The 22,141-nt window shown below is 61.5% G+C and carries 22 protein-coding genes; 14 read left to right on the plus strand and 8 right to left on the minus strand.

Going from position 1 to position 22,141, the window contains the following annotated elements; all coding sequences use genetic code 11:
- Window positions 1-5: 5 nt before the first annotated feature.
- The 4 genes from KKO72_RS02290 to KKO72_RS02305 form a co-directional block, all read right to left on the minus strand.
- Window positions 6-1,277, minus strand: coding sequence for a hypothetical protein (locus tag KKO72_RS02290; RefSeq protein ID WP_214935054.1), 1,272 nt, complete (start codon window positions 1,275-1,277; stop codon window positions 6-8).
- Between the two features lie 198 nt (window positions 1,278-1,475).
- Window positions 1,476-2,585 carry a 6-phosphofructokinase gene (locus KKO72_RS02295; protein WP_214935056.1) on the minus strand — a complete coding sequence of 370 codons (1,110 nt, stop codon included), beginning with the start codon at window positions 2,583-2,585 and terminating at the stop codon, window positions 1,476-1,478.
- 167 nt (window positions 2,586-2,752) lie between these two features.
- Entirely contained in the window at window positions 2,753-3,382 is a 630-nt protein-coding gene (locus KKO72_RS02300; RefSeq protein ID WP_214935058.1) for a response regulator transcription factor, read from the minus strand.
- Window positions 3,379-5,403 (minus strand): nitrogen regulation protein NR(II), encoded by a 2,025-nt coding sequence (locus KKO72_RS02305; RefSeq protein WP_214935059.1) that lies wholly within the window; start codon window positions 5,401-5,403, stop codon window positions 3,379-3,381. Before KKO72_RS02305 ends, KKO72_RS02300 begins: the two co-directional genes overlap by 4 nt.
- Before the next feature lie 22 nt (window positions 5,404-5,425).
- Between KKO72_RS02305 and KKO72_RS02310 the strand changes: the two genes are divergently transcribed.
- The 4 genes from KKO72_RS02310 (at window position 5,426) to KKO72_RS02325 (ending at window position 9,623) form a co-directional block, all read left to right on the plus strand.
- Window positions 5,426-6,460, plus strand: coding sequence for a DctP family TRAP transporter solute-binding subunit (locus tag KKO72_RS02310; RefSeq protein WP_214935061.1), 1,035 nt, complete (start codon window positions 5,426-5,428; stop codon window positions 6,458-6,460).
- Between the two features lie 117 nt (window positions 6,461-6,577).
- The gene (locus KKO72_RS02315) at window positions 6,578-7,573 is read left to right on the plus strand and encodes a TRAP transporter substrate-binding protein (protein ID WP_214935063.1); all 996 of its coding nucleotides are present in this window, start codon (window positions 6,578-6,580) and stop codon (window positions 7,571-7,573) included.
- Between the two features lie 50 nt (window positions 7,574-7,623).
- Window positions 7,624-8,343, plus strand: a complete 720-nt coding sequence (locus KKO72_RS02320) for a TRAP transporter small permease (protein WP_214935065.1) — start codon at window positions 7,624-7,626, stop codon at window positions 8,341-8,343.
- On the plus strand, window positions 8,340-9,623 hold the full coding sequence (locus KKO72_RS02325) for a TRAP transporter large permease (RefSeq protein WP_214935068.1): 1,284 nt from the start codon (window positions 8,340-8,342) through the stop codon (window positions 9,621-9,623). Before KKO72_RS02320 ends, KKO72_RS02325 begins: the two co-directional genes overlap by 4 nt.
- A 107-nt stretch (window positions 9,624-9,730) precedes the next feature.
- Here the strand turns inward: KKO72_RS02325 and KKO72_RS02330 are convergent, their stop codons facing one another.
- On the minus strand, window positions 9,731-10,369 hold the full coding sequence (locus tag KKO72_RS02330; protein WP_214935070.1) for an MBL fold metallo-hydrolase: 639 nt from the start codon (window positions 10,367-10,369) through the stop codon (window positions 9,731-9,733).
- A gap of 206 nt (window positions 10,370-10,575) precedes the next feature.
- Between KKO72_RS02330 and KKO72_RS02335 the strand changes: the two genes are divergently transcribed.
- From KKO72_RS02335 to KKO72_RS02360, 6 genes are all read left to right on the plus strand, one after another.
- Window positions 10,576-11,082 (plus strand): sigma-70 family RNA polymerase sigma factor, encoded by a 507-nt coding sequence (locus KKO72_RS02335; RefSeq protein WP_214935072.1) that lies wholly within the window; start codon window positions 10,576-10,578, stop codon window positions 11,080-11,082.
- Window positions 11,083-11,201: 119 nt separating this feature from the next.
- The gene (locus KKO72_RS02340) at window positions 11,202-12,290 is read left to right on the plus strand and encodes a FecR domain-containing protein (RefSeq protein ID WP_214935074.1); all 1,089 of its coding nucleotides are present in this window, start codon (window positions 11,202-11,204) and stop codon (window positions 12,288-12,290) included.
- A gap of 122 nt (window positions 12,291-12,412) precedes the next feature.
- Window positions 12,413-14,779, plus strand: a complete 2,367-nt coding sequence (locus KKO72_RS02345) for a TonB-dependent receptor (protein ID WP_214935076.1) — start codon at window positions 12,413-12,415, stop codon at window positions 14,777-14,779.
- A gap of 8 nt (window positions 14,780-14,787) precedes the next feature.
- The gene (locus KKO72_RS02350) at window positions 14,788-15,069 is read left to right on the plus strand and encodes a hypothetical protein (RefSeq protein ID WP_214935077.1); all 282 of its coding nucleotides are present in this window, start codon (window positions 14,788-14,790) and stop codon (window positions 15,067-15,069) included.
- Window positions 15,066-16,757 (plus strand): PepSY domain-containing protein, encoded by a 1,692-nt coding sequence (locus KKO72_RS02355; RefSeq protein ID WP_214935079.1) that lies wholly within the window; start codon window positions 15,066-15,068, stop codon window positions 16,755-16,757. The genes KKO72_RS02350 and KKO72_RS02355 overlap by 4 nt, the downstream gene beginning before the upstream one ends.
- Entirely contained in the window at window positions 16,754-17,119 is a 366-nt protein-coding gene (locus KKO72_RS02360; RefSeq protein WP_214935081.1) for a DUF3325 domain-containing protein, read from the plus strand. Before KKO72_RS02355 ends, KKO72_RS02360 begins: the two co-directional genes overlap by 4 nt.
- Here the strand turns inward: KKO72_RS02360 and KKO72_RS02365 are convergent.
- From KKO72_RS02365 to KKO72_RS02375, 3 genes are all read right to left on the minus strand, one after another.
- The gene (locus KKO72_RS02365) at window positions 17,102-17,761 is read right to left on the minus strand and encodes a LysE family translocator (RefSeq protein ID WP_251140398.1); all 660 of its coding nucleotides are present in this window, start codon (window positions 17,759-17,761) and stop codon (window positions 17,102-17,104) included. The two genes, KKO72_RS02360 and KKO72_RS02365, sit on opposite strands and share 18 nt — an antisense overlap.
- Before the next feature lie 99 nt (window positions 17,762-17,860).
- Window positions 17,861-18,688: an AraC family transcriptional regulator gene (locus tag KKO72_RS02370; protein WP_214935083.1), complete on the minus strand. Its 828-nt coding sequence runs from the start codon at window positions 18,686-18,688 to the stop codon at window positions 17,861-17,863.
- Window positions 18,689-18,694: 6 nt separating this feature from the next.
- Window positions 18,695-19,627, minus strand: a complete 933-nt coding sequence (locus KKO72_RS02375; RefSeq protein WP_214935085.1) for a LysR family transcriptional regulator — start codon at window positions 19,625-19,627, stop codon at window positions 18,695-18,697.
- Between the two features lie 203 nt (window positions 19,628-19,830).
- Here KKO72_RS02375 and KKO72_RS02380 point away from each other — a divergent pair, with 203 nt between their 5' ends.
- The 4 genes from KKO72_RS02380 to KKO72_RS02395 all read left to right on the plus strand — a co-directional run bounded on the left by KKO72_RS02380 (window position 19,831) and on the right by KKO72_RS02395 (window position 22,004).
- Window positions 19,831-20,271 carry a DUF4148 domain-containing protein gene (locus tag KKO72_RS02380; RefSeq protein WP_214935087.1) on the plus strand — a complete coding sequence of 147 codons (441 nt, stop codon included), beginning with the start codon at window positions 19,831-19,833 and terminating at the stop codon, window positions 20,269-20,271.
- A 182-nt stretch (window positions 20,272-20,453) separates the two neighbouring features.
- Window positions 20,454-21,065, plus strand: coding sequence for an FMN-dependent NADH-azoreductase (locus KKO72_RS02385; RefSeq protein WP_214935089.1), 612 nt, complete (start codon window positions 20,454-20,456; stop codon window positions 21,063-21,065).
- Window positions 21,066-21,124: 59 nt separating this feature from the next.
- Window positions 21,125-21,652, plus strand: coding sequence for a disulfide bond formation protein B (locus tag KKO72_RS02390; RefSeq protein ID WP_214935091.1), 528 nt, complete (start codon window positions 21,125-21,127; stop codon window positions 21,650-21,652).
- Between the two features lie 136 nt (window positions 21,653-21,788).
- Complete coding sequence (locus KKO72_RS02395; protein WP_214935093.1) at window positions 21,789-22,004, plus strand: hypothetical protein; 216 nt, start codon at window positions 21,789-21,791, stop codon at window positions 22,002-22,004.
- Window positions 22,005-22,141 lie beyond the last annotated feature (137 nt).

Below are 22,141 nucleotides of genomic sequence, written 5' to 3' on the forward strand. Positions count from 1 at the left end.
GCGGGTCAGAACACAAAATCCAGCGTCAGGCTGAAGATGGTCATGCGGCCATCCCAGTCAGACTGGACGCTTTTGAACGGGAATTTGGAGATTGGCTGGCCATGCACCCAGTCCACCTGTGCCTTGAGTGCCAGATTTTTTTGCACATCCCAGCGGCCTCCCAAGGTGTAGGTGTGCTGGTTGGTAACGCTCTGCGCTACCAGCAAGGAGGTCAGCGAATTGACGCCTGGCACCACGCTGGAGGGAAGTTCTTCCAGATCGGAAAAACTTCGTGACACGCCCAGGTAAGGTGTTACCGCACCCAAGCGGTAGGCAGCCAGTGCATAAGCGGCTTTGGTGTCGGCATAGGCTGCACCGTCATGCTTGATCTGATTCAACATCAGCTGGACGTTCAGTGGCCCCTGGTCATACACCAGCCCAAGCGAGTTGAAATTTGTCTGGCTATCTGCCATGGCCATTTGCGGCACCAAGGACAGATAGGAGACACCCCGCAGGGGATCGCCAATGGACCGCAACAAGGCGTCGACCGGCATTTCATGGTTGAAGCGCACCTGGACATGGCTCAAGCGAACCTGCCAGGGGCCAACGCTGTAATCCAGGTTTCCACCCATCAAGGTGGAGCCATGCAGGTCCCACAGGATGCCGGGTGCATAGGGCGTTTTCTCCGGGGACTGCCCCCAGAAAACTTTGCCCGTGAGCAAGCCCGACGCCACCGGCAGGGTGGCACTCAGGTCCACACCATCGATGTAGGAGAACACCAGCGAACCGTAAAAATCGGGCGCAGGTCGCACGCTGATGTTGGAGTAACCCACCAACCGGGAGTCGCCTAGCATGTAGAACTCGGTGCCCAGGCGACCGGCGCGCAAGGAAAGGTCGGAGGAAAAATCGTGTCGCAAAAACGCCCAGGTGAGTTCTGGCCGGTAACTTGAATCGGCATGGTAGCGGGTCACCGCTTGCACCACAGCTTCGGTACTGGGGCTGAACTGGACATTGGCCTGCAGGCCCAGAAGGCTGTCGACCTTGCTGGTCCAGCGTGTGCCCGCGCCATTGGGTTGCGACAGATCACGCACAAACTGGGCGCTGTCGGTGTCTGCGCGGGTGGCACCCAGGGTGCCAAAACCATGCAGGCTGATGCTGGGCCAATCAGGCGCAGCCAGCCCATCCTGCGCCCAGACCCCGCCCGGACAACTCAGACTCAGAAAGACCGATGCGCTGACGCCAAGCCGTTGCCAAAGTGGCCAAGGCTTGTTTGCGCGATAAGGATGAGCGATGTGCATGCTGATAGACCAACCCCGATGCCGACACCCCTCTACAACAAGGGCAGTGATGGCAAAAAGAGTGTACCGAAATTGAACAGCAATCGGGCCAAGAATTGACCCAGTTGCACACCCCTAATCTGGTCTACCCAACACGCATCTGCACCAGAAAACCCCAAGCGGGCCGGGTGCCTCGGGCACCCGTGGTGCGAAAGACCCTCAGTCGCCGAAAGCAATGCCCAGGTCACGCCCGGTTTGCAGGGAGTCACAGTCCATCGGCACGTTGCGGATGTGGCCAGCCACTTCTTCCAGCGTCACGTAGTCCACACCGTTGACGCCGAGAGACACCATCACGCCGGTTTGGCCCGCATCCAGCGCCCGCACCGCTGCGGCACCAAAACGCAGAGCTGCCAGCCGGTCAAACGCGGTGGGGCTGCCGCCGCGCAACAGGTGACCCAGCACCACCACACGGGTGTCCTTGCCGGTGCTCCGACCCAAAGCCTCGGCAACGTTCTCACCAATGCCGCCCAGACGCTCGGCGCGACCGGCCTCGGCCGGCGCCAGCAGTTCACGTTTGCCGTCCTTGGCCAGTGCACCTTCGGCCACCACCACGATGGAATACAGGTGGCCATCGGCCTCGCGTTCCAGCAGCTTGGCTGTGACCTGGTCCAGGTCAAACGGGATCTCTGGAATCAGAATCGCGTGGGCGTTGCCCGCAATACCGGCGTGCAGGGCAATCCAGCCGGCGTAACGGCCCATCACCTCGACCACCATCACACGCTGGTGGCTCTCAGCGGTGCTGTGCAGGCGGTCGATACATTCCGTGGCAAAACCCACGGCGGTGTCAAAACCGAAGGTGGTGTATGTTTTATCCAGGTCGTTGTCAATGGTTTTGGGCACACCCACCACACGCAGCCCCTTGCGGTGCAGCGCATCGGCAATGGTCAGGGAGCCGTCCCCTCCGATGGACACCAGCGCGTCGATCTCGTGGGTGGCGAAGTAAGTCAGCAACTCATCGGAGCGGTCGATCTCACGCACCGTGCCGTCGGGCATGTTCACTGGAAAATGCAGCGGGTTGCCCTTGTTGGTGGTGCCCAGAATCGTGCCACCCAGGTGGCCGATACCCCGCACCTTGTCACGGGTCAGGCGGTAGACGCCGCCTTCGGGGTAACGCTCGGGGAACATGATGCCGTTGAACCCGTCGCGAATGCCATAACACTGCCAGCCCATGTTGTCGGCGGCGATCACCACCGATTGAATCACGGCGTTCAGGCCGGGGGCGTCACCGCCGCCTGTGCAGACGGCAATACGTTTGATAGGTTTAGTCATGCGAAGGGTCCTCAGTTAAATTTGATCTTTGGTCCAGTGCCTGAATTGTGCCGCAAGCCCTCGGCCATTTGTACCCCGCCAGTTACATTCGTAAAACAACTTGATATCAATAAAGATAGCTACTCACCCTTTATTAATAAGGGATAGAGGCCATTTTGTCACTTTATTCACTGAGAACCCATAGGCTGCAGGCGGCCCAGCTTGTGCGCCAACTCAATCGCTGAACTCACACCCATCTTCTCGAAAATGTTGGCGCGGTGAAATTCCACCGTGCGCGCCGTGATGCCCAGGTGCTCGGCAATGGTCTTGTTGTAGTGGCCGCGGATCAGCTCGTCAAGCACCTCACGTTCGCGTGGGCTCAAGACCGCCAGCGCCTGGCGCAGGCGTTTGGCCTCAGCATCATCGTCCTGCACCGCGCTGGCGGCCACCAGCGCCTGTGCCACCCGGTCGACCAGTTCGTTGTCCTGGAACGGCTTTTCCAGAAAGTCCCAGGCACCGTTCTTCACCGCCGCCACCGCCATGCTGACATCGCCGTGGCCAGTCAGAAACAGCACCGGCCAGGGACAGCGCAGCAGCTTGAGCTGCTCAAAGGTGGCCAGGCCCGACAAGGGTGCCATGCGCAGGTCCATCAAGACCACCGAGGCCGCCCAGTCGCCGGTGCGTTGACGCAACGCGTCGAGAAAAGGCGCCCCACCGTCCCAGGTGGTGGGTGCATAACCACGCGAGTCAAACAGCCAGGCCAGTCCGTCGCGGACGTCCGGGTCGTCATCAACAATGTGCAATCCAGGTCGTTTCATGCTGTTCCTTCACGCAACTGCGCCAGCCCTTGGGCCAGCGGCAGGTAGACGGTAAAACGGGCGCCGCCCAGCACCGGGTCGCGCCCGACCTCCAGGCGGCCGTGGTGGGCCTCGACGATGGAGCGGCAGATCGCCAGCCCCATGCCCATGCCACCTTGTTTGTGGCTGACAAAGGCGTTGAAGATGCTCGACAGCGCTTCGTCGCTGACCCCCGGCCCGGTGTCGGACACCGACAGGGCGACCAGACCGAGCACACTGTCCTGGCGCAAATCGATCCACACCTGGGCCGGGCTGCTGCCGTGTGGTGCCCAGTCCTGCGCGTTGCCCACCAGGTTGTTGACCAGATGCTCCAGCAGCAGCTCATCGGCCTCCACCCACATCGGCTGCGCTGGAGCCAGCCACTGCGCGGGCATGCCGTCGCCATCGCTGCGCGCCGCCAGCACACGGGTCAGACACGCCACCAAATCAAGCCGTTGGCGCACCAGTTCACGACGCCGGGCAAAGTCATTGACACGCCGGATGATGCCACCCGCCCGGTCCGCCAGCCGCGCCATGCGCTGCACCACCGGTAGCAGTTCGGTCAGGGTGATGTTGCCGTCGGCCAGGCGGTTGAGCAGGCCATTGGCAAAACTGCTGAGGGCACCCAGCGGCTGGTTGAGCTCATGCGCCAGCGTCGAGGCCACCTCGCCCACCGCAATCAGGCGGCCCGAGGCCTCCAATTTTTCCTGCTGCTGGGCGGCCATGCGCTGGGCACGCTTGCGCTCGCTGATGTCCAGCACCGAGCTCATCCAGCCGATCTGCTCACCGTCGGCGGTTGTCAGCGGTGATTCGTGGATCAACACATCGATCAGGTGACCATCGCGGTGGGCAAACTGCACCTCAACCCCGTTGCCCGAGGTGCCGCGCGCGATGATGCCCTCGTGTACCTGGACCAGAAAATCATGCTGATCGGGTGGCCAGTACGGGAATGGCATCTTCAAACCCAGCAACTCGCTGGCGCTGAAGCCAACCAGGCGTGTGAAAGCCTCATTGACATACAAGATGTGGCCCTGCAGGTCCCAGGCGCGCAGACCCGTGGTGACCGAGTTTTCCATCGCGGTACGCAGCGCCACCTGGGCCTGCAGCAGGGCCTGCACCTGGCGGCGTTTGACAAAGTCACGCCGCAGCGCAAACAGGGCCACCAGCATGCCCAGCAGAAACAGCAGTGCCACCAGGAAGAAGATGCGAGGCACGGTGGTTGGCTCGGCCTGGGTGCGATCGACCTGGACAAACAGGTCGGTGCCCGGCAGGTTCAGCGCCACACGGTAGCCGGAGCGGCTGGCTGAGGTGTCATCCACGATCAGACGCACCTGGTGGTCTTGCGAAAACCAGGTCGGCACCAGCGCGGCCAGTGCGCGCTCCAGCGACACCGCCGCCAGGTAGTTGCCGACAAACTGGCCGCGGTCAAAAAACGGTACCGCCAGCCACACCACATCGGTCGGAGAGCCGTCGGCGCGCAGCATCACGCCGGCAAAAGCGGCGCGGCGCAAACCTTCGGTGGTGGCCTGCATGGTCTGCTGGGCCTGGGCGTTGGCCGGGTGGGCCACAGCGTCGGTGAACCAGCGCGCGGGCCCGCCCGTGGCTGCCACAGACTGACCGACAGCGATCCAGCCGCGGTCCAGCAACACCCCCGGCTCCAGCGACAACAAACCCCCTTTGGGCACCGGTGCTGGCGTTACGCTGGCGGTCGGGCTGGCCGCTTGGCGCGCCAGCGCAAGCAGGTCATCTTCCAGGCGGCGAAAGTGGAACTGCACACTTTGCTCCAGCCACTGCGCGTCCGCTGCACGGCGCCGGGCCGACTCTTCGGCCTCAAAATTGTTCAGATACAGCAGCAGCGTGACCACCGAACCCAGCAGCAGCGCCAGCAGCCCGAGCAGCCACCACACCGCCCTTCGGTTGCGCCCAGGCTGGCGCGATACCGACTGCTGTAGCAGGGCAAAGTCCAGGGCATGGTCAGCGACGGGGGGGGCAGAACGTGGCATGTGCCTGCGCATAATAGCCATCATGCCCAGCTTTTCTTACCCCCTTCTTGCCAGGCGCCGCCACTGGCTGGGGGCGCTGGCCACCGGCCTGCTGGCACCGGTGGCGGGCCTGAGTAACACACGTGCGCCCATCACCCTGCGTTTCTCCCATGTGGTGACCGAAGACACGCCCAAGGGTCGGGCCGCCAGCCGCTTCAAGGCGCTGGTGGAGGCGCGCTCGGGCGGACGCATCACGGTGCAGGTTTTTCCGGATGGCCAACTCTACGGTGACCATGACGAGATGCAGGCGCTGCAACTCGGGGCGGTGGACATGGTGGCGCCCTCGCTGTCCAAGTTCGGACGCATTGGCCTGCCTGAGTTTGAGCTGTTTGACTTGCCGTTTCTCTTTGAGGACCTATCGGACGTGCGACGCGTCACCCTGGGTGCGCTGGGCCAGCGCCTGTTCAATGGCTTAAAACGCCAGGGCCTGGTGGGGCTGGGGTTTTTTGACAACGGCTTCAAACAGATGAGTGCCAACCGGCCCCTGCTGGCACCGGCCGATTTTGTGGGCCTGCGCATGCGGGTGCAGGCCTCGCGGGTGATTGCCGACCAGATGCGGGCCCTGGGCGCACGCCCGGTGACACTGGCTTTCAGCGAAACCCGCCGCGCCTTGGCTACTGGCGTGGTGGACGGCACCGAAAACCCGGCCTCCAACTTCTGGACACAAGGCATGCACCAGGTGCAAAGTGACCTGAGCCTGACCAACCATGGTTACCTGGGTTATGCGGTGGTTACCAATCAGCGTTTCTGGGAACACCTGCAAGTGGGTGACCGCCAGCTGATCAACCAGGCCCTGCAGGAGGCTCTGGATGACGCACGCCAGATTGCCGACGCCCAGAACAACGCCGCCCTGGCGGCACTACGCCAGTCCAACACCACCCGCATCCACAGCCTGAGCCCCAGCCAGCGCGCGCGCTTGCAACAGGCCGTGCAGCCGGTGCACCAGGCCCTGGCGCGGCGCATCGGGCCCGACTGGTTCCAGGCGCTGCAAGACGCGTTGGCGCAGCCCAGCGCCTGAGCGCCAGCAACTTAGGGGTTTTCCCTAGCTGTTGAAGGCCACAGTTGTGGCGCTTGAGTGCAACCAGTACGCTCACGTCTGCTCGAAAAAATCCATCCCTTACAACAGGAGACAAACATGAAACTCAAAGCCATCCTCGCCGCTGCCTTGCTCGCTGTCGGCATGAGCGTCAGCGCCCAGACCATCATCAAATTCAGCCACGTGGTGGCGGCTGACACCCCCAAGGGCAAAGCCTCGGTCTTTTTCGCCCAGAGGGCGGCTGAGCTGACCAAGGGCAAGGTCAAGGTGGAGGTGTATGCCAACAGCGCTTTGTACAAAGACAAGGAAGAGATGGAGGCGCTGCAGATTGGTTCGGTGCAGATGCTGGCGCCGTCGCTGGCCAAATTTGGCCCGCTGGGTGTCAAAGAGTTCGAGGCCTTTGACCTGCCTTTCATTTTTGATGACACGGCCGACCTGCACAAGGTCACCCAAGGACCGGTGGGCGCAGCGCTGCTGGCCAAGCTGGAACCCCGGGGCATCAAGGGCCTGGCTTACTGGGACAACGGTTTCAAGTCGTTCTCGGCCAACACACCTCTGAAGGCCGTGGCTGACTACAAGGGCAAAAAATTCCGCATCCAGTCCTCCAAGGTGCTGGAAGAAGAGATCCGTGCCATTGGTGGTATTGCCCAGGTGATGGCCTTCTCGGAGGTCTACCAGGCCCTGCAGACCGGCGTGGTGGATGGCACCGAGAACCCGATCTCCAACTTCTACACCCAGAAGATGCATGAGGTGCAAAAACACCTGAGCCTGACCAACCACGGTTACCTGGGCTACGCGGTGATCGTCAACAAGAAGTTCTGGGACGGTTTGCCCGCCGATGTGCGCGGCGAGCTGGAACAAGCCATGAAAGAAGCCACGGTCTACGCCAACAAGATTGCCCAGGAAGAAAACGACATGTCGCTGGATGGTGTCAAGAAGAGCGGCAAGACCACGGTCTATGTGCCGACCAAGGACGAACGCCTGGCCCTGAAAAAAGCCATGGCACCGGTACACACCAAGATGGCAGATCGTGTTGGCAAGGAGACCCTGCAACAGATCTACCAAGCCACCGGCTTTGACCCCAGCACGCTCTGAGTTGATCTGTTGTTCATCCCGATAAAGACGTTTCTGCCGTGTTTGCTCCCATGAAACTCCTCGATCACCTGGAAGAATGGCTGGTGACCTTCTTGATGGCCGGCGCCACGTTGATCATCTTTGTGGCGGTGCTGCACCGTTATGCTGCGGGGCTGGCCATACCGGGCCTGCAGGACTGGTTGTTGTCGATCAGCATGAGCTGGGCGCAAGAGCTGACCATCATCATGTTTGTCTGGATGGCCAAGTTCGGCGCCGCCTACGGTGTGCGCACCGGCATCCACGTCGGTGTGGATGTGCTGATCAACCGGCTGAGCAAGCCCACACGTGGCAAATTTGTCATGTTTGGCCTGTCTGCCGGCGCCTTGTTCACCGCCATTGTGGCGGTGCTGGGCACACGTTTTGTCTGGGAGAACGGCGCCCACTACGACATCTACACCTGGCTCGGGCTGACACTCACCGATGTACCTGAAGGCCCGACCACCCCCGACCTGGAGTGGCCGACCTGGATGGTCTACAGCGCCATCCCTCTGGGCACCAGCCTGATGTGTTTTCGTTTCCTGCAGGTGCTGGTCACCTTTGCCAAGACCGGCGAGTTGCCACACCATGACCATGGTCATGTCGATGGTCTGGAAGAGGACGAACCCATTGCCGTGGACGCCAACCCGTATGCCATGAGCGACAACCTGCACCCGCGTGACCTGCATCACCGTCCGGACGGTAGCTTGCACGCCGCCAGCCAAAAAGCCCGCGAAGAGGGCCAACGCAAATGAACGCTGCCATCATTTTTATCCTGCTGCTGGCGCTGATGCTCACCGGCATGCCGATCTCGATCTCGCTCGGCCTGACCGTGCTGACCTTCTTGTTTGGCTTTACCGAAGTGCCGCTGGAGTCGGTGGCGCTCAAGCTGTTCACCGGTATCGAGAAGTTCGAGATCATGGCGATCCCGTTTTTCATCCTGGCGGGCAACTTCCTGACCCACGGCGGTGTGGCGCGGCGCATGATCAACTTTGCCTCCAGCATGGTCGGGCACTGGTACGGCGGCCTGGGGCTGTCGGGGGTGCTGGGCTGTGCCCTGTTTGCCGCGGTGTCGGGTTCGAGCCCGGCCACCGTGGTGGCGATTGGCTCGATCCTGCTGCCAGCCATGGTCAAGGCCGGGTTCCCGAAAAGCTTTGGTGCCGGTGTCATCACCACCTCGGGCGCGTTGGGCATCCTGATTCCGCCGTCCATCGTGATGGTGATGTATTCGGTGGCCACCAACACCTCGGTCGGTGCCCTGTTCATGGCCGGTGTGGTGCCCGGGCTGGCGCTGGCCGGTGTGCTGGGGGGCGTGACTTGGTACCGTGCCCGCAAATACAACTACCCACGCCTGGCCAAGGCCAGCTGGGGTGAACGCTGGCGCACCTTCAAGGCCTCGGTCTGGGGTCTGCTGCTCATCGTGATTGTGATGGGCGGTATCTACAGCGGCATGTTCACGCCCACGGAAGCGGCGGCCATCAGCGCGGTGTATGCGTTTATCGTGGCGGTGTTTATCTACAAGGACATGGGCCTGAAAGACGTGTCCAAGGTGCTGCTGAACTCGGCCAACATGTCGGCCATGTTGCTCTACATCATCACCAACGCGGTGTTGTTCAGCTTCATCATGACCAACGAAAACATCCCGCAGGCCTTGGCCGACTGGATGCTGGGCAACGGCCTGGGCATGGTCACCTTCCTACTGGCGGTGAACGTGATCCTGCTGCTGGCGGGCAACTTCATGGAGCCGTCCAGCATCGTGCTGATCTTCGCGCCGATCCTGTTCCCGGTGGCAATGAAGCTGGGCATTGACCCGGTGCACTTTGGCATCATCATGGTGGTGAACATGGAGGTTGGCATGTGCCACCCGCCGGTGGGCCTGAACCTGTACGTGGCCTCGGGCATCACCAAGATGGGCATCACCGAGCTGACGGTGGCGGTGTGGCCGTGGCTGCTGTCCATGCTGGCCTTCCTGGGCCTGGTGACTTACTGGCCTGCGATGTCGACCTGGTTCCCGCGTATGCTGGGCATGATGTAGCACCACCTGCCACTCACAAAAAAGCCCGGAACCTCCGGGCTTTTTTTATGTCAAATTGGCCTCTAGCCCTTTATTCATAAGGGCATATAGCTACCTAATTCGCAGCATCATTGGTCGGTCACATATGGGTTGGTGCGGCGTTCGCGGCCAAAGCTGCTCTCGGGTCCATGGCCGGGAATGAACACGGTGTCGTCCCCCATCGGCCACAAGCGGTTTTTGATGCTGGCAATCAGCGTGGCGTGATCCCCCTGCGGAAAGTCAGTGCGGCCAATCGAGCCCGCAAACAACACATCACCGACAAACGCACGTTTGGCCTCGGGTGAGTAAAACACCACATGCCCCGGCGTGTGCCCCGGGCAATGCCGCACCTGCAGCGTGCAGTTGCCCACGGTGACGGTGTCACCATCGTGCAGCCAGCGCGTCGGCGTGAACAGCTGGGCCGGTGGAAAACCAAACATTTGGCTTTGTTTGGGCAGGCCGTCGATCCAGAACTGATCCCCCTCACCCGGGCCGATGATCGGCAAACCCAGGCGCTGCGCCAGCTCACCTGCAGCGCCCGCGTGGTCGATGTGCGCATGCGTGAGCCAGATCTGGCCCAGCGTCAAGCCCAGGCGCTTGACTTCAGCCAGGATCACATCGAGATCACCACCCGGGTCAATCACCGCAGCCTGTTGCGTCTGGTCACACCAGACCAGGGAACAGTTTTGATCAAACGCGGTGACGGGAATGGTGAGGTACTGGAACATGGTTAAAAAAAAGTGGCTGAGAACAAAGGGTTCGTTTTCTCTGAGTATGCCTCTGATCACACTCATCGCGCCTTGTGCATCCGGGCACTCACCATTGACCCTTTGTCATCAGCCTGTGTTTGAGGAATGACGCCGTCAATGAGCCACAAGTCGCATCGCATATGATGCGAGTAATTCGCATTTACATGTTTCCTTGCGCGCCCCTCATGCACATCCACTATTACCGAGAACTGCTGAACTTTTGTGCCCAGGCACTCAAGGACCGCGACGCTGCGGCTGATGTGGTGCAGGAAACTTACGCACGCGTGATCGCACTCAGCCGCTCACAGATCGTGACCGAACCACGTGCGCTGCTCTATCGCGTGGCGCGCAACCTGCTGACAGACCAGCACAGGCGCGATACCTTGCGTCTGCACGACAGCCTGGACGCGCTGAGCGAACAGGAGCATCCGCACGCGCCGCAGATGTGCCAGCCGGAGCAGGCGCTGGACGCTCGCCAACAAGCCCTAGCCATGCTCGACGTCATCAACAAGTTGCCCAAGCGCTGCCGTGAAGCTTTTATGCTGAACCGATTCGACGGCCTGTCGCACCAGGAAATTGCCGACCAGATGGGCATCTCGCGCAACATGGTGGCGCAACACGTCATCCGGGCGGTCCTGGCCTGCAAGGCATGTGATGCGCAAATGCAGGGCAACCACAACGGCAAGCTCTAGACCCCATTGGATGCTGCAAAAGGCTGGCACACTCGTGCTTGACGTGTGGCTTGTGGACGGTGACATCCACTGATGCCACGCTCATGCGTCTACTCTTTGAACAGCCTGCATCACGACCCATGCCCCACCGTCCTACTCCGCCTTCTTCGCCCCATCGCCTGCATACGGACGAAGCGGACGAACACTCGGCGTTCATGGCGCAACAGGACCCGCTGGACGCGGCAGCGGCCGACTGGCTGGTCCGCCGCCAGGATGGACTCACACCGGAGGAGGAGAGGCAGTTCCAGCTTTGGCTGGCGGCCGATGACCGCCATGCCCAAGCCTTCCAGCAGTTTGAGCGGCTTTGGCAGCGACTGCCCACCACGTCGGCACTGCCCCCGGCACCCGTCAAGCAGAAGGTGGCTCAAAGCCGCTGGCGTTTTGGCGAGACACTGAACGCGTGGCTGCCCCAGCTTTCGGCCGCAGCCATCGCCTTCGCGATGGTCAGTGGGGGTTGGTGGGGCTGGGAGCAGTGGCGTGATACGCCCACTTTCACAGAAAGCTACGCCACCGTGCGAGGCCAACAGAAAAAAATCCGCCTACCTGACGGCAGCCAACTGTGGCTGGACACGACCACCCGTGCTGAGGTCACGTACTACCGTGATCGGCGAGAAGTCAAGCTGCCCGAAGGCCAGGCACAGTTTGCTGTCCAGCCAGACCCTGACCACCCATTCACCGTTTTGGCCGGTGCGGTTCGTGTGACTGTTGTTGGTACACGCTTCTCGGTGCGCAACACCCGCTCTGGTTTGCACGAAGGCGATGTGGGTGTGGTAGTGGAGCAGGGCCATGTGCGCGTGGCGACCAGCAGCAAGGCCCCTGCCAGCGCGCACCAGTCCAGCATGGCCGACCTCACGGCCGGGCAATCGCTTGTGGCTAACGCCATGAACGGGCTCGGCCCGGTGCAACAAGAGGGCACGGTTCAAGCCGCTCTGTGGCGTGAGGGTCGCGTCAACTTTGACAACACGCCGCTGGCCGTCGCCTTGGCCGAATTCGCTCGTTACAGCGATGTTCGCCTGCTGGTTCGTGACCCGCAGGTTGCGGCGTTGCGTATCAGCGGCAGCTTCGACCTGCGCCGACTTGACGCCTTTGAGCGGGCGTTGCCACAGGTGTTGCCGGTCCGACTGCACAACGCAGACGGCGTGACCGAGATCGTTGCCAGCCGGATCTGAAGCATGGCGCCAGTGTGAGGCTGCACACAACGCAAAATATTTCACGTCGGACCTCAACACGCAGGCACTTGCTGCGTCTCCAAAGCAGAACCTCATTTTTCTGCTTCTGGAGCTTTACCCACATGGTGCACCCCCATTTTCGCCCCGCCCCTGTCGCCCTGGCCATGGCCTTGGCACTTGCCAGCCTGACTGGCACCGCTGTTGCCCAGTCTGCGGCACCCGCACCGATCGTCAGCCTCTCGCTCTCGGCGCAGCCCTTGGGTAGTGCGCTCAACCAACTTGCCCGCCAAGCCCGGCTGCAATTGCTGGTCAACCCCGCACTGGTGGACGGCAAACAGGCGCCAGCGGTACTGGGCAACCTGACGGTGCGCCAGGCACTGGGCCAATTGCTGGCTGGCAGTGGTTTGGTGGCGGACGTGAAAGGTGCGGAGGTCGTGGTTCGCCGTGATGTGCCACCGTCCGGTAGCGATGCCACTCTGGCGCCTGTGACCGTCACTTCACAAGCTGTCGGCCTGGCCACCAGCCTCAAGAGCAAAACCTCCTCTGGCGCATTGGGTAGTCGCAGTGTGTTGGATACGCCGTTCTCCATCAGCTCGGTCGGCAGCGACGAGTTGGAGGAGCGGCTGGTCACCACCACCGAGCAGGCCTTGCGCTACGACGCTTCCACACAGCTAACCGGTGGTGAATACGGCCAAAGTGCCTCGTTCAGTGTGCGCGGTCTGGGTCTGGACAGCAGCAACGGCTTCAAGGTCGACGGCCTGCCTGTGGCCAGCTGGGGCAACACCATGCCGATGGAGCCGTTTGAGCGGGTTGATCTGCTCAAAGGCTTGAGCGGCTTCATGTATGGCTTCGGTGCGCCCGGCGGCACCGTCAACTATGTTCTCAAGCGACCAACCGAGGAAACCCAAGCCAGTGTGGCCGTGGGCTACAAGTCTGGTTCACTCTGGTCTGAACACCTGGACATGGGGGGGCGCTTCGGCGAGGACAAACGATTCGGCTACCGGTTTAACCTGGCCCATGAAGAAGGCGACACCTATGTCAATCGCGGCAAGCTGGACCGGACAACGGTCTCGCTGGCCATGGACGCACGCCTCACCAACGACCTCACGGCGACGTTCGACGTGTTGTATTCAAAACGCCGGTCCAGCGGCAACAACTTCTGGGGTGTTGACCTGAGTGCGCTGCAAGCCATGCCGACGCCGGTCGACCCGACACTGGCCACTCAGCCAGAGGGTAGCTACTACAACACCGTTGACCGCATTGCCACCGCTGGCCTGCAGTGGCGTTTCGCGCCCGACTGGAACGCCAATTTCTCCTGGCGCACCACGCGCCGGGACATCGACTACAACTACAGCACACTGTATGTGAACAACCTCAACGGCAACTACACCGCCGACCGAGGCGACTACCGCTTCGGTTCAGACTACGATGTGCTGCAAGCGATGGTCCAAGGTAAGTTGCACACCAGCGGTATCGATCATGACCTGACCTTTGGTGTAGCGCGCCAGGAACTCACCACTCACTCAGACAGCGCGTCAAGCTACACCGCCAACATTGGCTCTGGCAACATCTACACCGACTCAACTCTCGCCATCACCGGCAGTGCGGCAGATCATCCGCTTTATAAGAGCAGCGTCATCACACAAACGGCATTGTTTGCCAGTGACACGCTGTCGTTCAACGACAAGTGGTCGCTGATCCTGGGCGCACGTTACACCAAGTTCGACCAGGTCAGCCTCAACCAGGCGGGTACCACAACAAAGCGTTATGAGCGCAACCCGCTCACGCCTACCGTCGCGCTGCTGTTCAAACCCAGCACCGACACCACGCTCTATGTGAGCGCTGTCGAGTCGCTGGAACAAGGTGGGACCGCCGGTGTGACAACCGCCAATGCGTATGAAGTGATGGGCCCGATCACGAGTCGGCAATACGAAGTGGGTTACAAAATCGAACACGGCAACTGGAGCGGCTCCGCCGCACTGTTCTGGCTGGATCGCACGGCCGAATACACCAACGCCGCCAACTACTACGTCCAGGACGGCATCACACGCTACCAGGGTCTGGACATCAATGGCCGCCTGAGCCTGACACGTGATCTGTCGCTGGCAGGTGGTGTGATGCTGCTGGATTCAACCTATGTCCAAAACACTTCGGGGCTGGAAGGCAAACGCACCACCGGCACGCCGCATGTGCAGGCCGCACTGCGCGCCGATTGGCGGGTGGCCGGGGTACCTGGCCTGGGCCTGTCGCTGGGCGGCAAGTACGTCGGCTCAGCCGCGATGAACACCACCAACAGCTACAACATCGCAGCTTATACAGTGCTCGAAGCAGGCGCCAATTACGTCACACGCATCAGCGGCAAGGAGGTGACCTTCACCGGTGCGATCCAGAACCTGGCTGACCGCCAGTACTGGGTTTACAACGGTGACAACTACGCGGTGCCCGGTGCACCGCGTACGCTGAGCCTGTCGGCACGGATGGCGTTCTGAGGCGAGCCGTGACAGGGGGACCTGGTCAACGTCTTGCCGTGCGCGTGCTGCTGGCGGTCTTCGCCGGCTATGCGTTGGCCTCGGCCTTCGCCATGGCGTTGCCGTCGCTGTTGCCCAAGCCGCGCGCGCAGGCCGTGCTGACGGCCACACTGCTGGGTTTTGTGGTGCATCTGGTGGCGGCACTTTGGGTGTTCACTGAGCCCGACTTGCGGCGTGTGGCTGCGGGCCTGCTGTTGCCCGCTGTCCTGCTGACAGCTCTGGGCTTGGCGCTGCAGCAGACTGCCACATGAGGGCGACACACCTGCCTGAAACCGGGGCGGCGACGGGCGGCTTGCGCCAGGCGATGGCCTGGCTACATACCTGGTGTGGCCTGTGGTTCTCATGGCTGCTGTTTGCGGTATTCCTGACGGGGTCGTTGGCGGTTTTCGAGGAGCCGATCACCCACTGGATGTCGCCCGAACACCATGCCGAAGAAGAAGCAGAAGAAGCTGCCCGCGCCTCTTTGCCAGCCACCGCCCCGGTTGCCAGCCGGGCCCAGCGCCTGGCCTACGCCAGCGACTACATGGCCCAACACCACCCCAGCAAAGACATGTGGGAGATCTGGCCAGCCGATGCCGAAGGTGGCGGTGAACTCAAGGTGTATTGGTTCGATGACCAGCACCGTTATGCCCAGGCCAAGTTGGCTGCCAACACTGGTGCGCCACAACCCGAACCACCCCCGGCGCTGCCTGCGCGCGGCACCTTGGGCGGGCAGCATTTCGTCGATTTTCATTACAACCTGCACAGCGGCACATTGGGTCTGTGGGTGGTGGCCTTCGCCGCCATGGTGATGTTGGCGGCGCTGGTTTCTGGTGTCATCACTCACAAACGCATCTTCAAAGACTTTTTCACCTTTCGGCCGAAAAAGGGCCAGCGCAGTTGGCTGGATGCACACAACGCCGTGGCCGTGCTGAGTTTGCCGTTCCAGTTCATGATCGCCTACACCGGCATCGTCTTCACTGCGACCACCTACTTGCCAGCCGGTGTCTGGGCGCACTATGGCAACGACACAGGAGCGCACCTGCGTTACACAACTGAGTTGAGCGCGCCGGGACTGCAGCCACGTAGCGGGAGACCTTTGCCCGTACCCGCGCTGGATCCGTTCGCGGCGCAGGCTGAAGCCTTGATAGGACAGCCGGTGCGTGCTGTGGTGGTGGATCATCCGGGAGATGCCAGCATGCGCATCAGCGTTTATGGCTGGAACGATCCAGAGGATCTGGTGCGGCGTATGTCAGACACCACCGGCATGGTGGCATTTGCACCCGATGGCAGGGTGCTGCAGCTGCGGCTACCAGGGGGCAGTGCCGATGGCAGCGCCAGCTTCGTCAGCCAGGTCATGAGCAACCTGCACATGGCCGGATTGGGCGGATGGCCCATGAAGTGGCTGTATTTCCTGTGCGGCCTGGCCGGTACCGCCATGATGGGCACGGGCGCGGTGCTGTTCATGGTCAAGCGGCGCAACAAGTCCTTGCACGAGTTCGGCGGACAAACCGCGCAGGTGTACCGATGCATCGAGGCGCTCAACATCGCGGCCATCACCGGCCTGGCGCTCGCCTGCATCGGCTACCTCTGGGCCAACCGGCTGTTGCCGCTGATGATCGAGCAGCGCGCCAGCTGGGAATTGCGGGTCTTCTTCGGCATCTGGCTGGTGACACTCGTCCACGCATGGTTACGGCCACCACACACGGCTTGGCGTGAGCAACTCTGGACCTTGGCGACAGCGTGCCTGCTGCTGCCACTGCTCAACGGGCTGACAACGGGTGAGCACCTTGTCACCGAAATGGCACGCGGCGACTGGGAAAGCGCGGGGGTTGAACTCACCAGCATGGCCTTCGGCCTGCTGGCTGGCTGGGGCGCACTGCTGCTGCGCACAGGCAAGGCAGGGCAGCCGCGTCGTACGGTACACCCCTCTCTGGGTCCAGCCGGAGAGAGACCATGAACCTGCTGCCCGCAACCGCACTGGCCCTGAGCTTGGCCTACGCAGGCATGGCTGGACTGTGTATGGCCATGGACCGCCACCATGAACAGCTTACAGGGCGCCGCGACGTGCCGTTTCGCCTACGTTGGGCGCTGCGGCTGTCAGCTGGTCTGTTGCTGCTCGCCTCATTACGCGTCTGCATCGACGGTTGGGGCCCAGGCGTCGGCTGGGTGGCCTGGCTGGGTTATCTGTCAACAGGCGCTTTGCTGGTGGCTGGCCTGTGGGCCTGGCGGCCACTACTGGCCATGGGCATCGCCGCGGCAGGTGGTGCCTGCAGTATGCTGGTATTTGTGGCGTCAACCCAGTCAAGCGTGCCAGCCTGATATCCGTCCCATCACCATCGTGGCCAGCACCCCCATCGCCAACACAACCAACACCCCACCCGACACCCGCTCCAGCCACGGCAGTGTTTTGGAAAATTGGCTCAGAACCCTTTTGTTGCCTATGGCTGCTGCTATCAAAATATCCCACAACAGCACCACGCTGAACATCCACAGGCCGTAACCGATCTTGAGGGCCGGGCTGCTTTGGCTGGCACCCACCACGGTGGCCAGGCTGGCATAAAACAGCGCATTCTTCGGGTTCAGGATGCCCGACACAAAACCCATGCCCGCGCCTCGCCACCACAGGCGGACCGATGCGGCCGTTGGCCCGGTGCTGCGTGCCATCTGGCGCAACGGGCTGTGACCTGCATGGCGGATGAACATCACCCCCATGTACAGCAGGTACAGGCAACCGCCCAGCTGCAGCAGCATAAAGAGCGCGTTCCCCGGCTGCAAGACGGAGACGCCGACAAACGCTGCCACGATGAACACCCCGTTGGCCAGCGCGATGCCCAGGCAAACCCCGGTTGCCACGCGCCACCCAGCAGACACGCTGGTGCGGGCCACCAGAAAGAAATCCGGCCCGGGCGACAACAAGGCCAGAAAATGGGCCAGGGCAAGCATCACAAACGACTGGATCATGGTCCAACTTCCTCAAGAGCAAAGCCCCGGAGTCTGCCGCCCAGCGCTGCCGCTGTCTTGAAGAAAATTGCACCCTTGGGTGCCGGGCTGACCTCGACACTAGGCCCGGTAACGCCCAGGTGTCACACCCACATGGGCCTTGAACACACGCTGAAAATGCCCTTGGTCGGCAAAGCCCAGCCGGTAGGCGATGTCGGCCAGCGGCTCACCTGCACGCAAGTGATGGCGGGCCTGGTTGATGCGTTGGTTCAGCTGGTAGGCATGGGGAGTCAAACCGGTGGCGTGGCGAAAGGCACGGATCAGCTGGTAACGGCTCATGTCGGCCATCTTGGCCAGCTCCGTCAACGAGATCAGGGCATCCGCCTCGTGTTGCACATGCGCCAGAAGGGGTTGCAATTTGTTGCGGCGGTGTTGGGTCAGGGACGGCGGCGAGGCTGGCTGTCCCTGGCTGACGCATTCACCCAGGAACTCGATCAGGGCGATTTCCTTCTCTGGCGCGCTGACGTCAGAAAACAAAACAGCATTGAGCTGGCAGAACTGCGCGTAGACACCGGCATCCCGGGTCAGCTGCACCGTCTGCAGTGGAGGCACGCCGGATTCCTGCCACAGGGCCTGCAGCCAGCTGGCCTCCAGATGCAGCATCTGGTAACTCCAGGCTGTGTTGGGCAGGGGATTGCAGGCATGGACGTGGGCGGCTGGCACCCACACAACCGTGCCGGGTTGGATGACCGAGGGCCCTGTGCCTGCGCCGGTGAAACGGCTCGAACCCTGGTCCACCGCGCCCACAGAAAAGCTCGGGTGGCTGTGGGGTTTGTAACAGGCGCGGCTGTGGCAGGCCCGGCGGCTCTCGGCATACGGTAAGGCCGGGTCGCGCCAGAACTCGGCGCTGGCGGCAGAGGAAATGGGTATGGCTGGGCGGCTGGTCATCGCGGATCAGCAAGCCTCGCAGGCCAACACAGCGCTACTGGCTTCCCGGCGTGTGCGCTCGGTCAAGAACTCCAGGAACACACGGGTGCGCTCGGGCAGGAACTGCCGACTGGGCAGGGCCGCGTAAATGGCCAGGCGGCCAGTGATCCAGGGGCGCAGCACCCGGATCAGTTGGCCACTCGACAGGTAGGGGGCAGCCAGGTCCACCGCCACCGAGGTGATGCCCGCGCCATCCAGCACCGCCCGCATCAAGGTGTCGGTGTGGTTGCTCCACAGGACGGGCTGCACGGCCACATCCAGTGCCTCGTCCTGACGCGCCGAATTGAACAGGCGCCAGGTGCCTTGTGGTCGGCTCGACATGGTCAGGCGCAACACCTCATGGTGGGCCAGGTCTTGCGGAACCACAGGCACATTCTTGCGCTGGATGTAGGCGGGTGAGGCCACCAGGATGGCCTCAGTGGCGGAAATCTTGCGGGCAATCAGGTCGGCATCAAAGTCCGCCTCGGTGGGCAGCAAGGTGATGTCGTAGTCCTCAATCGGTGGCTCCTTGAACGAGGCCACCTCGATGTTGAGTTGGATCTTCGGATGTAACTGCCTGAAATCTGCAATCAGTGGCGCAAGCACATGGGTGGCCAACACCGGTGGTGCCAACACCCGCAAGATGCCTTCGGGCTCGTGTGTTTGTGAACTGGCCAGGCTATCGGCTTCGTCAATGTCCTGCAGGATGAGGCGCACCCGCGCCAGATAAGCTTCACCCGCCACGCTGAGTGACAAACGCCGGGTGCTACGGTGTAACAAACGGGTGCCCAGATGGTCTTCCAGGTCAGCCACCAGGCGCGTCACCACCGCAGGCGAGATGTCGAGCGCGCGTGAGGCAGCCGCAAAGCCACCTTCGTCGATGACTTTTTGAAAAACCCGCATTGACAGCAATCGGTCCATGGTGCCTCGAGATGAAATTTCAAGGCTTTGATTATTTCGCAAATAGCAACACAGCGATGACACAGACGCTATTTTTCTTCTTAAACAGAAACTTTACAGTTCATCCCATCGACGAAACACCTTCAACACCGTGTTTCGAAGAACCCGGACAGACCTCAAAAAATTGTCTGCCGAGATTTTTAAACTCTTTCAGGAAATTCATCATGAACCGCAAAACACTCTCTGCTCTGACCCTCTCTTTGGCTGCTTTGGTGGCTGGCAATACATTCGCTGCCGACTTGTCCGCCCCCAAAACACGTGACCAAGTCCGTGCTGAATTGCTGGAAGCCCAACGCACCGGCAACATCCAGGCCAACGGTGATTCTGGCAAGTTGCTCAACGAGTTGTACCCCAACCAATACCCAGCCAAAGCCGTGACCCAAGGCAAGACCCGCGCCCAAGTGCTGGCCGAGTTGGCAGAAGCGCAACGCACGGGTGACATCGTGGCCGACGGTGACTCCGGCAAGTTGCTCAATGAGTTGTACCCCAGCCAATACCCGGCCAAGGCTGTGACATCAAGCGTGACCCGTGCCCAAGTGCTGGCCGAGCTGGAACAAGCACAACGCAGTGGCGACGACTTCAGCAAGATCTACGGCCACCACTGAGATAGCAGTGGCCGATCTGGCCACCAGGCCTGGGGAAACCCAGGCCCATCAAGGGTTCATTGTTTCGAATTTGGAACAGTATTTCCCAAATCAGCTGGTTATCAAAACATATCGCCAAAAATAGAATCAATGAACCCTCAGCACCGCTGTGCTGGGTTTTCCACCCAACCCGAGCTTTCACCATGAAATTACTGCATATCGACTCCAGCATCCTGGGCACCTACTCTGCTTCGCGCCAGCTCACCGCCGAGGTGGTGGCGCAGTGGCTCAAAGGGCATCCCGACACCACGGTTGAGTACCTCGACGTGGCCGCTAACCCGATTGCCCATTTTGGTGCTGATGCGCTGGCCATCAAAGGTGTGGCCCAAGCTGAGCCGACCGAGGCACAACGTGCCGAGAACGCCTTGTCTGAAAAGCTGGTGAGCCAGTTCCTGGCTGCCGATGTGATTGTGGTGGGCGCACCGTTTTACAACTTCTCCATCCCGACCCAGCTCAAGGCCTGGATTGATCGACTGGCCCAGCCGGGCCGCACCTTCACCTACACCGACAAAGGTCCGACCGGTCTGGCCACCGGCAAGACGGTGATCGTGGCCTCCACCCGTGGTGGTGCCTATTCCACCAGCGAAGGTGGCCAGGCCATGGAACACCAGGAAAGTTACCTGAAGGTGGTGTTTGGCTTCTTTGGCATCACCGACGTGCGCATCGTGCGCGCCGAAGGTCTGGCCATGGGTGATGCCGCCAAGGCCACAGCCATGAACGCGGCTCAAGGCGAGATCGCCACCGCCGCCCACTAAACTGTCTGTGTTTCTTGGCTTGCCGCGCTGCTTGCGGCAGATTCACAGAGGTCCACAACGTGCTCAGATCCCTTCATACCCTGTCTACCCAACGCCGCTCCTGGTTGCTGCTGGCTGCCCTGGCGCTGGCGCTGGATGGCATCGCCCTGTTTTTACAACATGTGTTGCACGTCGAACCCTGCAACGAATGTATTTACATCCGTGCCGGGGTGCTGGGCATCGCGCTTGCCGGGCTGATCGGTGCCTTGGCCCCCAGATACTGGCCGATGCGGCTGCTGGCCTTGGTCGCCTGGGTGGGCGCCTTGGGCTGGAGTCTGTCGCGGGTGGTATTGCTGCTGGACCTGGAGCGCATCGTGGCTGCGGGCGGCGACGCCAGTTGCAAACGTTTCAAGGGTTTCCCGGACTGGCTGCCGCTGGAGCAATGGTTGCCCAATGTGTTTGAGCCACGGGCCATGTGTGGCACCGTGAGCTGGACCTTTCTGGGCGAGTCGGTCACGTTCTGGATCGGTATCGCTTTGGGCGGTATGGCCCTGCTGGCTGCTGCGGTGGTTGTGGCGCAAGTGTGGCCCAACAAGGGGCGTGCGTAGGCGGGTAGAGCTGGCCTAAGCCAGGACTAAGTTTTCCCTAAGGCCGTCCTAAGTTGGCGTCCGTACAGTTGTCCCCAGTTGGTTGACAGCCAACACAACCGTCACAGACAACCACTGGCCCTCGAAAGGACTCCTCATGAAATCAAGTATTACCGCCCTGTGCATCGCTACCGCTGTTTTGGGCTCTGGCCTGGCATTTGCCGCAACGCCTGCAGCCACCGCTGCACCCGCAGCACCGGCCGCAACCACCGCACCTGCTGATGCAGCTGCACCCGTGACCACACCCGCCAAGAAAAAAGTCAAGAAACACGCCGCCAAGAAAGCCGCTGCCAAGGCTTCTGCTGCACAGTAAATCAACAACAGCGATGGGCAAAACCCATCTGGCAACGAGGCCCGCAGTCTGCGGGCCTTTTTTGCTTTGTGGTGTCACACAACGCCCCGCACAACATCTGAATGTCCGCCGGTGAGTTTCCCGGCGGTCTGTATCAA

Origin of the sequence: Rhodoferax sp. U11-2br, from assembly GCF_018619435.1 — a bacterium.
GTDB lineage: Bacteria > Pseudomonadota > Gammaproteobacteria > Burkholderiales > Burkholderiaceae_C > Rhodoferax.

Coding starts and splice junctions, on each gene's coding strand:
- KKO72_RS02290 (WP_214935054.1), bottom strand. CDS start 1,277: ATGCACATCGCTCATCCTTATCGCGCAAACAAGCCTTGGCCACTTTGG.
- KKO72_RS02295 (WP_214935056.1), bottom strand. CDS start 2,585: ATGACTAAACCTATCAAACGTATTGCCGTCTGCACAGGCGGCGGTGAC.
- KKO72_RS02300 (WP_214935058.1), bottom strand. CDS start 3,382: ATGAAACGACCTGGATTGCACATTGTTGATGACGACCCGGACGTCCGC.
- KKO72_RS02305 (WP_214935059.1), bottom strand. CDS start 5,403: ATGCCACGTTCTGCCCCCCCCGTCGCTGACCATGCCCTGGACTTTGCC.
- KKO72_RS02310 (WP_214935061.1), top strand. CDS start 5,426: ATGCCCAGCTTTTCTTACCCCCTTCTTGCCAGGCGCCGCCACTGGCTG.
- KKO72_RS02315 (WP_214935063.1), top strand. CDS start 6,578: ATGAAACTCAAAGCCATCCTCGCCGCTGCCTTGCTCGCTGTCGGCATG.
- KKO72_RS02320 (WP_214935065.1), top strand. CDS start 7,624: ATGAAACTCCTCGATCACCTGGAAGAATGGCTGGTGACCTTCTTGATG.
- KKO72_RS02325 (WP_214935068.1), top strand. CDS start 8,340: ATGAACGCTGCCATCATTTTTATCCTGCTGCTGGCGCTGATGCTCACC.
- KKO72_RS02330 (WP_214935070.1), bottom strand. CDS start 10,369: ATGTTCCAGTACCTCACCATTCCCGTCACCGCGTTTGATCAAAACTGT.
- KKO72_RS02335 (WP_214935072.1), top strand. CDS start 10,576: ATGCACATCCACTATTACCGAGAACTGCTGAACTTTTGTGCCCAGGCA.
- KKO72_RS02340 (WP_214935074.1), top strand. CDS start 11,202: ATGCCCCACCGTCCTACTCCGCCTTCTTCGCCCCATCGCCTGCATACG.
- KKO72_RS02345 (WP_214935076.1), top strand. CDS start 12,413: ATGGTGCACCCCCATTTTCGCCCCGCCCCTGTCGCCCTGGCCATGGCC.
- KKO72_RS02355 (WP_214935079.1), top strand. CDS start 15,066: ATGAGGGCGACACACCTGCCTGAAACCGGGGCGGCGACGGGCGGCTTG.
- KKO72_RS02360 (WP_214935081.1), top strand. CDS start 16,754: ATGAACCTGCTGCCCGCAACCGCACTGGCCCTGAGCTTGGCCTACGCA.
- KKO72_RS02365 (WP_251140398.1), bottom strand. CDS start 17,761: ATGATCCAGTCGTTTGTGATGCTTGCCCTGGCCCATTTTCTGGCCTTG.
- KKO72_RS02370 (WP_214935083.1), bottom strand. CDS start 18,688: ATGACCAGCCGCCCAGCCATACCCATTTCCTCTGCCGCCAGCGCCGAG.
- KKO72_RS02375 (WP_214935085.1), bottom strand. CDS start 19,627: ATGGACCGATTGCTGTCAATGCGGGTTTTTCAAAAAGTCATCGACGAA.
- KKO72_RS02380 (WP_214935087.1), top strand. CDS start 19,831: ATGAACCGCAAAACACTCTCTGCTCTGACCCTCTCTTTGGCTGCTTTG.
- KKO72_RS02385 (WP_214935089.1), top strand. CDS start 20,454: ATGAAATTACTGCATATCGACTCCAGCATCCTGGGCACCTACTCTGCT.
- KKO72_RS02395 (WP_214935093.1), top strand. CDS start 21,789: ATGAAATCAAGTATTACCGCCCTGTGCATCGCTACCGCTGTTTTGGGC.